Source organism: Candidatus Symbiopectobacterium sp., from assembly GCF_020054415.1.
Lineage (GTDB): Bacteria > Pseudomonadota > Gammaproteobacteria > Enterobacterales > Enterobacteriaceae > Symbiopectobacterium.
Genome location: NZ_JAHWCO010000520.1, coordinates 1 through 8,970 on the forward strand (window position 1 = coordinate 1; position 8,970 = coordinate 8,970).

The window sequence follows — 8,970 nt, forward strand, 5'->3', positions numbered from 1 at the left end:
GCTTTGTGTTTGATAATGGGATTGTTAGTATGAAGCATGAGAGTTACCTCGCGTTTTGTTTAAGGATCAGACACCCATATCAAAACCGGTAACTCTCAACCTTTCAAGGTCCAGTGTCAGATCTAGTCGCGACTAATACAGGTTATTCACTGTGCTCAGCCACAAATTCTGCATTTTCTGAACTTCTCAGTCGTTCGCTTCCCGCTGTTCAGCGCGATATTGGCCCTGTGAAGCTGAGTGAGGCGCTGCAAATTCTTGCCGGTCCCGCCTGGCTTCTGAAAGTGGATGAGGTTAACCGTGAAATTTGTTTTGTTCTGCGCGATCAGTACCGCCAGTTTGACGCAGCGGCTACTGCGCTCACCCCGGCAAAGAGCACTACGTTAAGTTACCCGGTTCAGCCGAAACCCGTTCAATCAAAGGGCCCAACCATTCAGAAAAATTCTTTACCCCGTAACCCTTTCACAGGGGAAAACCTGCCGGTTGCAGGCCAAAAAACAGCGTTGACTCCACAAAGTTTGCCGGTACCGTCGCCGGCGCTGACCACCGATAAAGCGCAGAAAGCGCAAAAATCAGCGAACAGTCTTTCGGTTATGAATACGCCGATATCAGTTCAGGTACCTGCAGCTAAAGTCGCTCCGCAGCCCGTTTCTTCAGCTGCGGGAGTTCGTCCGCCGGCGGTGTCGCAGACTACAGTGAATGTCGCACCAAAAGCGTCCTCTGTGCGTCCAGTCACAACGCTCCCTCCCGCGCCACCTGTGAGCAGCCAGACGGCAGCATCTCTCATTCCAGGCACACCTGTTACCGTCGCCCCGGTTGGTCAGACATGGCGGGCAGAACCGGGTTCAACCCTTAAAGAGACGCTCACCGGCTGGGCTTCAAAGGCGCCGTGCAGCAATGGAGGCAACTGGGTCGTTATCTGGCCGGTATCGCTTGATTACCGCATTGATGCCCCTCTGATCTTCCACGGCAACTTTGAGTCGGTCATGGTTCAGGTCTTTGACCTCTATCGCAAGGCAGAAAAACCGCTGTTTGCTGAGGCAAACCGTATTCAGTGCCTGATTTCTGTTAGTGATACCCCTGCGGGCGGGGGGCACTGAGATGGGATTCGCGCTGCCGGTCCTGGTGTTTTGTCTGGTTATTGCGCTTATAGCGGGTGATGCACAGCGTCATTCGTCTGAACACGTACGTGCGGCTGTCCAGCAAACGCTGCCAGACCAGCTTGCAGCAGACATGCTGCGCACGGCCGATGCGGTTAATAACTGGCGCCACGGTCGCTGATGGTCCTGTTACCTCCGCTCAGACAGGAATGATCACTGCACCTGACAGCCGTATTAAATCCGTCATTCTGAGCAACCGGCTCTGGGTATGGGTACCTGCTACCGACGGCGTGTTTACCGCCCTGCGAAGCCAGTCAGTGACCTCAGCGCTGGCGCTGACCGTAAGCGACGGACGCCTGTACATGGCTGACGGCACCGATATGAATCTTTCCCTGCCTTCCGGCATGACGGAGGGCAGCGTTGTTTACCTCAATTAACTACCTCAGGGAGCTGCGGATGCCGCGTATACCTTTCTGCCTGGCAGCGCTGGCCATCGCTTTTATGCTGTCATCCTGTTCGCTGACAGAAATCAGCAAAATGGACAAAGAAGCCTCGAGCCAGGCTGACACTGCGCAGCGTGTGTTGCAGAGCCGGCAGGCAATGACGCAACCTACCGTCGTATGGTCCGATAAGCCCTGGGTGAACCTACAACCGGTTGCGCCCGTCGTGTCCACTCCGGATGAAAAAAATCTGCCTGCCAGATAACGATCAACCGGCCAGACGGTATATCACTGCCTGAGCTGGGACAACGTATTACAGCGTTGTGCGGTATTAGGGTGTCCATCACGCCTGATGCCTTTGCGGCACTCAGTAATGTCTCAACCAGTAGCGTTACCACCTCGCAGATGAATGGTCAGCTCCCTGCGCCTGATGATAATGGTCGTGTGCCATTGTCACAGATCGGCTCGGCATCAGGGTCGACTGCACCCGTTCAGCAAAGCACAGCCCTTGTACGTGGTATCAAATTCCAAGGCGATGTACGGGATCTGCTGGATATTGAAGCAAGCGGATACGGTCTCTCCTAGCGTAGTGATCGCAGCGGTGTGTATTTCTATCAGCAGGACACCCGCACCTTCCAGCTCGTCATTCTTAATACCAAGGTCAACAGCAGCGCCTCAATCAACTCTGGCTCAGGTAATCAGCTTGGTAGCGGAGGTGGAACTACGGGGGGACGACAGGTGACATCAGCTCTAATCAGAAGACTGATTACGGCATGAACAGTGACCTGTACGATGATATCCGTAAAACAATCGATCAAATGTTGACGCCAAAATCAGGCAGGTTCTGGTTATCGGCCGCCACGGGTACGCTCAGCGTAACGGATACGCCGGACGTGCTTGACCGTATCGGACGCTACATTGAATACCAGAACAAGGTCCTGAGTCGTCAGGTTCAGCTTAATATCCAGATTGTGAGCGTCAGTCAGACGCGTAATGAGCAGCTGGGACTGGACTGGGGGCTGATTTACAAATCACTTAATAACTTTGGTGCCAGTCTGACCGGCTCCATGGCCAATGCCTCCACGTCTGCTGCAAGCGCAGGTATTTCCATTCTCGATACGGCCTCCGGTAACGCAGCGAAATTCTCGGGCTCCAGCCTGCTGATCAAAGCACTGTCTGAGCAGGGTAACGTCAGCATGGCGCTGAATCAGACTGACCCGACAGCAAACCTGACCCCGGTGGCTTACCAGCTTTCAAGCCAGAAAGGCATCCTGTCCAGTTCCAGCACAACCGCCACGGCGAACGTGGGCGTCACATCATCAATGACTACGACGACTATCACCACCGGGCTGTTCATGACCATGCTGCCGTTTATTCAGGAAAACGGTGACGTGCAGCTGCAGTTTGCCTTTAGCTATACCAGCCCGCAGCAGATTGAGAAGTTTATCAGCGCTGATGGCAATACCCGTAATGACCTGCCTACAACGTCTACCGAAGGCCTTGCACGCAAGGTGAACCTCCGCTCCGGGCAAACGCTGGTGCTGACCGGTTCGGAACAGCAGAACGTCTCTGCAGACAAACAGGGCACCTTTACGCCTGGTAACTTCATTCTGGGCGGCGGTCAGACCGGTTCCCGCGGCCGTACAACGCTTGTCATCATGATCACTCCTGTCCTGCTGAGGTAAAAATGCCAGTAATGAAAAAATTGAGCCTTCGTACCGGCGTCCGGATTACGCATCAACGTCGCGACTGGATGGCCGGAATGCACTGGGAGCCGCAGCGAAACGCTATCGCCACCCGATTTCGCAGCCAGTCCTCCCCTGATACGCATTTTGTTTCTGCTGGACGGGGTAATGCTTCGATGCAGGGGCTCGTTTCACCGGGCCGCGCGCGGCGACATATTCATTCGCTCGCCGTGGCGTTTCTGCTTACTGAGGGCGGAAAAGCCTGGGGAATCTACCGCCTGAGTCACGAAGAGGACGTCTGGGTGTTCTTTGCCGCCATCGGCGGACAGCTTTCTGTGATGGGCGACGTGACCGGCTCCCGGGCTACCATCGAACTGGCTGCAAAAAATTTCCTGCGATTCAACGATGCCGATGCGCCGGGATTAAGGTGTGCCGCAACGGTGGACGACAATCACTATGTCAGTACGCTGACTGAAAGACTCAGCCGCACTCAGCTGAAGCGCTGCCGGCTGCGGAAGCGGGTCACTGCGATGTCTGTTATCTTGCCGGCGACCATCGTTACCCTTGCAGTTTTCTCTGGTATTTACTGGTACGACACAGCCTCTGAGAAGGCCGAACAGGCGGCTGCGATGGCTGCGTTTCGTGCCCGCATGGCCCTTAAGCCTGAAAAAGTCGCCGTGCCTGCTCGCGCACCGCATCCGTGGGCCTCGCAGCTTCCCGTCTCTGTGCTGCTCAGCAACTGCTGGCTCACTCGTGAACCCGTTTTTGCCTCCGTAGCCGGCTGGCGATTTACGGATGGCGAATGCGTGACGGAAGGATTGCGGTTGCGGTTTATTGCCACCCCCGGCGCAACCGTGGAGGACTTTTCCCGTCGCGCACGGGAGTTGCTGGGGCATTCAGCCGTCTTTAACCTGCAGGAAGGTGGCAAAAGTGGCGACGTTTTCATTCCTTTTAAACGCACGTCACCCGCCGGACTCATGGACGAAGCGCTCCCTGGTACTAACGCTCAGCTCATGCGATTTATTTCCCATCTGCAGCGCCGAAATCTCGACGTGAAGTTTACCGAGGTGAAGCCGCCCGCTGTCACGCCGGGCCAGGAAAAAACACGCCCCTGCAGGACTGGCGGGAATTCACGTTCTCCGTCAGCTCTCGCCTGCAGCCTGAGCGGCTGCTACAGGATTTTGATGCCACAGTGCTCCGCCTGAGTAGCCTGTCCATCACCATGAGCCCCCAGGGGCAGTTCGACTATACGATGAAGGGGAGCGTTTATGCGCAGAATTAATCACGCCGGCAGGAATTTTCTGCTGGCCGTTCTGCTCAGCGGAACGACACTGCCGGCCCTGGCCAGCGATCCACTGCAACCCAACGTCACGCTCTGTGAGCTTGAGGCTGCACAGGCGCGAAACCTCATCCTTGAGCAGAAAGTTCAGACAGCCCGGCTTGAGCAACAGCTGCGTGAAAGTCAGTCTTCTCAGGGTACGGATCGAAACTATCTGGCTAACGTAACCCAGCAGGTAATGCCACTGATGACGCAACCCGGCTCATCTCAACCTGCATCGACAGTTACCAGTAAACGTTCCGGCAGCGTGCGGCTTCAGGAGATTTACGGGCGCGGTAACCAGCTTCGTGCCCGTATTGTGCTCCCGGACGGTGGCGTGACAGAGGTGGTTAAAGGGGATCAAATTCCGGGTACCACGAAGCGTGTCACTGAGGTCACGTCCACGCTTGTGCGCCTCAATGACGATTCTGAACTCTCCTTCTGAGGCCATCATGACACCTGATAAAGAGATTATGGATTTTGTTTACGCAGAACGGCAGCCAGCCGGTGGGGTGACGCTGCTGATTGATGGTAACCGCCGAAAAGAAGCGGCGATTCAGCGCTGGGTAATGGACGTCACACGCCATTATCCGACAGCAACAACCGAGTTTGTGACCCTGAGCGAACTGAACAGTCGTCGGGAAGTGGCTGACCGTCAGGGAATGGGTTTGAATCAGGGGATCAGCGAAGCTGACATGGATAAACGGGACGTCAGCGTCTCACAGGACAAGGTCATCAGCTACATGAGGCTGGGCCATGAGTTCAATGCTTCAGACATCCATTTTGAGATTAGTGCAGACTGTAAACTGACGATCGTACAACTGCGAATCCATGGTGAGCTCGAAGTTGTTGATGAGGTGAAAGATGTGGAGGGCATGACGCTGGCATCGACCTCCTACCTGTCTATGTGCGACGTCCGTGAGCAGTCCTTCTTTGCCGGCCGTGAGCAGTCCGGACGAGTCGATGCAAAGTTTGCGCGCCGGGCCGGTTTATATGGTGCACGCTACGAGCATCGCCCCACACCTGACGGGTTAATTGTGGTCATGCGTCTCATCCCGGACGACGGCGATAAGATACCGACGCTGCCGCAGCTTGGTTTTTTGCCGGAGCAGATAAAGCTTATCATGCAGATCCTGAAGCTACAGGAAGGTATGGTGCTGCTGACCGGGCCAACAGGGTCAGGCAAAAGCGCCACGCTGCGCGTGTTCAGTGATATCTGGCTGAAACTGACCGGCGGTAAAAAGCGCCTGCTGACGCTGGAAAATCCGCCCGAGGGTCGTATTCCTGGCGCTATCCAGACGCCGGTTATGCCAGCCGATAACTCCCCGGAGGCTGTCAGCCGTGCCTGGAATAATGCCAACGCCTCAGCACTGCGCCTTGATCCGGATGCAATCCTGAACGGTGAGATGCGTGACCTTCATTCACTGATTGCGGCCATTTACGCCAGTGAAACAGGGCACGCGCTCTTCTCTACCCTGCACACCCAGAGTGCCATCGGCTCACTGCGCCGAATGGAACACTTTGGCGTGGACCGTCATCTTTTAGCGGATGCTGCGCTGATCACCGGCCTGATAGGCCAGCGTCTGGTGCCGCTGCTGTGTGAACACTGCCGGGTGCCGTGGCAGGTTAAAGCCTCCGATCTTGATCCCGATACCCGCGCCCGACTTGAGCGCTACTGCACCGTTGAGGGCCTCTGTGATACCAGCAAACTTTTCTTCCGCAATCATGAAGGCTGCCCGCACTGTCAGAAAACAGTGCCGCTGACCGGGCGCATTATCAGTCGCGGGGTGACGGGGCGTACGGCCGTGGCCGAGGTGGTCAGGACGGATGCGCGCCAGATGCAACTCTGGCTGTCACACGGTCCGTCCGTAGCCCGCCAGTACTGGATGAACAACGGGGGGATTACCCGCCGTATGCACCTGATGCGATATCTGGCAGAGGGGCGTGTCGACCCGCTTGAAGGCGACCTTATCTGTCCACTGGATGAAGATGAGGTAATGCATTGTGAGGTCCCTGATGGCATCCGCTAATCGCTTCACGCCAGACAGGGATATGTCGGTCGCAGAAAAACTGCGCTATCGCCTAGTCAGGGCGACCTTTACCGGCCAGTATCGCCAGCCCTTTTACGAGACCCTGCGCTTTCTGCTGCAGAACGGCAAACAACTGAAAGAGGCGCTGATCATGATCGGTGAGGTGCACACCGACTTTGGCCGGCGCTGGCATCCCTACCATGAACTGGTCCAGGACTGTCTTGAGGGGGTGAACGATAACCGCCCCGGACGCGCACTGCAGGATGTTCTCGCCGTCTGGGCACCCTATGAGGAGGCCGCGCTTATCAGCGCCGGTATGGAAACCGGCAACATTCCCGGTGCCCTGATGCAGGCCGACAAGCTCATTGTCGCCCGCCGGCGCATCTTTGGTCAGGTCATTTTCGCCTCGGTTTTCCCTGTCGTGCTGGTCTTGCTGGGAACGGGATTGCTACTGGCCAACAATCTGGCGCTGGTGCCAACGATGAGCAAAATGTCCGATCCGGTGGGCTGGACCGGGGCTCTGGGTCTGATGAACGGTGTCGCAATCTGGACTGGTCAGTGGGGGCTGACCGCAGCGGGGGTAGCAGCAGGTCTGACAGTTCTGGCCTTCTGGTCTCTGCCGCGGTGGACGGGACAACTGCGGCGCTTTGCTGATTACCTCATGCCCTGGTCAGTTTACAAAGACATGCAGGGCGCCGTTTTCCTTATGAATATCGGAGCGCTACTGGGTGCCGGCGTACAGGAACTCAAGTCTCTGCAGATCCTGAACGGATTTGCACCGCCCTGGCTGCAGGAACGGATTGAGGGGGCGATGGAGTGCATGAGCGAAGGTGATTCTCTGGACAGGGCTTTACGCAACAGTGGTTATGACTTCCCCAGCCGGGAAGCGGTGAACTACCTCTCACTACTTGATAAAGGCAGCAGCGCTGCATCGCTTATTACCAACTATGCCGATCGCTGGCTGGAGCAGGCGCTCGCGCGCGTAGCCCGGCGCGCAAACGTCACCAAACTCTTTTCTCTTGTTCTGATTATGAGTTTCTTCTTACTCATCCTGCTGATGGTGATGCAGATTCAGGACATGAACACGTTCAGCAATCATTAAGGAAAAATCATGTCATCAAAGGCTTTCCCGCAGCATCAGCGCCACCCCGACCGGGGCTGGGGCATTCTGGAACACGGTGCCATTGCGCTGGGTACCGTTATTGTTATCTGTATTGTTGGTGCATGGGTATGGAGCCTGTGGGGGAAAAGTCCGTTGGCGTGGAGGTGCCGAATCTCCAGACCATCGTGACCAATGCTCAGCAGCTTAAGCAGACACAGGGAGGCTATAACTTTACCAGTGGCACCACGATGACCGGTACGCTTATTCAACAGGGGGGCGCACCTAAAGCCTGCTGGACCATTCAGGGTACGGCTAGCTCTGGCTCCGCCACCATGTGGAACAGTTACGGCGGGCAGGTCGTGATGGCTCCGGTAGCGACTAATGGGTTTAACAACGGATTTTCCGTTACGACTCAGAAAGTACCGCAGGCAGACTGCATCTCCCTCGCCACCTAGCTGGGCTTCGGTGGTGCGTTCAGCGCCATCACCATCAACAGTACGGACTACAGCGATGGTGTGGTCAGTGCAGAAGAAGCGGGCAAATCCTGCTCTGCTGACAGCGGTATGACCGGTAACAATACCCTCGTCTTCACGCACAACGGCTGATGACATGCTGCGCATGTTCACGTTTCTGCTTCTGGCCATGCTGTGCCCCCGTGCGGGGGCCTTCTGCTTTGATGCTGCGGGCGTGAAATATCACATTGATCCCCTGTTGCTTAAAGCCATCGCCACAGGTGAGAGCAGCCTCCGGCCAGGGATTACTAATATCAACCGCGATAAAAATACCGGCCGGGCGCTCAGCACCGACTACGGGCTCATGCAGGTCAACTCAACACACATTCCATCGTTGATAGCTCAGGGGTTTATTCGCAGCCCCCAGGAACTACTGACGCGCCCTTGTCTAAACGTGCAAATCGGCACCTGGATACTGGCTAAGCATTTTCAGGTCTGTGGCATCAGCTGGAACTGCCTGGATTCCTACAACGCCGGCTTCAGAAAAGATCGTCATGAAACACGCGAATCCTACGCCAACCGTATTTATGCCATTTACCGCCAGTTTTTACTTAAATAACGGTGAGTTAAACTGTGACATTGCTGACGCTGAGCATGCCGTGGCCCACGCTTATCATCATTTTTCCACTGTGAATTTGTATCTTCAGTTGGCTTTGTTGAATAAATCAGAACTTGTAACGACTGCGCCCCATACGGGTCGATTGTTACGTGATGCGAATACTGTTCGGCATTCCTGATAGCGTGATCCGGTTAAGCGCTTTGACCATGGCCATGGCTTCACCCACC

Annotated in this window: 10 protein-coding genes and 3 pseudogenes; 12 read left to right on the top strand and 1 reads right to left on the bottom strand. The window is 55.8% G+C overall.

Annotation, left to right across the window (positions count from 1 at the left end):
• Nucleotides 1–113: 113 nt before the first annotated feature.
• The 12 genes and pseudogenes from QZ506_RS15075 (at nucleotide 114) to QZ506_RS15130 (ending at nucleotide 8,743) form a co-directional block, all read left to right on the top strand.
• Nucleotides 114–1,097 carry a TcpQ domain-containing protein gene (locus tag QZ506_RS15075; RefSeq protein WP_291972132.1) on the top strand — a complete coding sequence of 328 codons (984 nt, stop codon included), beginning with the start codon at nucleotides 114–116 and terminating at the stop codon, nucleotides 1,095–1,097.
• Nucleotide 1,098: 1 nt separating this feature from the next.
• Nucleotides 1,099–1,278: a hypothetical protein gene (locus QZ506_RS15080; RefSeq protein ID WP_291972134.1), complete on the top strand. Its 180-nt coding sequence runs from the start codon at nucleotides 1,099–1,101 to the stop codon at nucleotides 1,276–1,278.
• Nucleotides 1,279–1,306: 28 nt separating this feature from the next.
• Nucleotides 1,307–1,534, top strand: a complete 228-nt coding sequence (gene pilM / locus QZ506_RS15085) for a type IV pilus biogenesis protein PilM (protein WP_291972137.1) — start codon at nucleotides 1,307–1,309, stop codon at nucleotides 1,532–1,534.
• Nucleotides 1,535–1,553: 19 nt separating this feature from the next.
• A complete protein-coding gene (locus tag QZ506_RS15090) occupies nucleotides 1,554–1,802 on the top strand; it encodes a hypothetical protein (protein WP_291972139.1) in 249 nt (82 codons plus the stop codon).
• 71 nt (nucleotides 1,803–1,873) lie between these two features.
• Nucleotides 1,874–2,122, top strand: a complete 249-nt coding sequence (locus tag QZ506_RS15095) for a hypothetical protein (RefSeq protein ID WP_291972141.1) — start codon at nucleotides 1,874–1,876, stop codon at nucleotides 2,120–2,122.
• Nucleotides 2,123–2,310: 188 nt separating this feature from the next.
• Nucleotides 2,311–3,222 carry a PilN family type IVB pilus formation outer membrane protein gene (locus QZ506_RS15100; protein ID WP_291972143.1) on the top strand — a complete coding sequence of 304 codons (912 nt, stop codon included), beginning with the start codon at nucleotides 2,311–2,313 and terminating at the stop codon, nucleotides 3,220–3,222.
• A gap of 77 nt (nucleotides 3,223–3,299) precedes the next feature.
• Nucleotides 3,300–4,504 (top strand): annotated as a pseudogene (pilO2, locus tag QZ506_RS15105) (type 4b pilus protein PilO2).
• The gene (gene pilP / locus QZ506_RS15110) at nucleotides 4,491–4,985 is read left to right on the top strand and encodes a type IV pilus biogenesis protein PilP (RefSeq protein ID WP_291972145.1); all 495 of its coding nucleotides are present in this window, start codon (nucleotides 4,491–4,493) and stop codon (nucleotides 4,983–4,985) included. Before pilO2 ends, pilP begins: the two are co-directional and overlap by 14 nt.
• A gap of 7 nt (nucleotides 4,986–4,992) precedes the next feature.
• Nucleotides 4,993–6,570, top strand: a complete 1,578-nt coding sequence (locus QZ506_RS15115; protein ID WP_291972151.1) for a GspE/PulE family protein — start codon at nucleotides 4,993–4,995, stop codon at nucleotides 6,568–6,570.
• On the top strand, nucleotides 6,557–7,672 hold the full coding sequence (locus QZ506_RS15120; RefSeq protein ID WP_291972147.1) for a type II secretion system F family protein: 1,116 nt from the start codon (nucleotides 6,557–6,559) through the stop codon (nucleotides 7,670–7,672). Before QZ506_RS15115 ends, QZ506_RS15120 begins: the two co-directional genes overlap by 14 nt.
• 9 nt (nucleotides 7,673–7,681) lie before the next feature.
• Nucleotides 7,682–8,277 (top strand): annotated as a pseudogene (locus QZ506_RS15125) (type 4 pilus major pilin).
• Nucleotides 8,278–8,281: 4 nt separating this feature from the next.
• A complete protein-coding gene (locus QZ506_RS15130) occupies nucleotides 8,282–8,743 on the top strand; it encodes a lytic transglycosylase domain-containing protein (RefSeq protein WP_291972149.1) in 462 nt (153 codons plus the stop codon).
• Nucleotides 8,744–8,888: 145 nt separating this feature from the next.
• On the opposite strand, the pseudogene QZ506_RS15135 reads toward QZ506_RS15130, so the two are convergent.
• Nucleotides 8,889–8,970, bottom strand: a pseudogene (locus QZ506_RS15135) (lipoprotein); the annotation flags it as partial.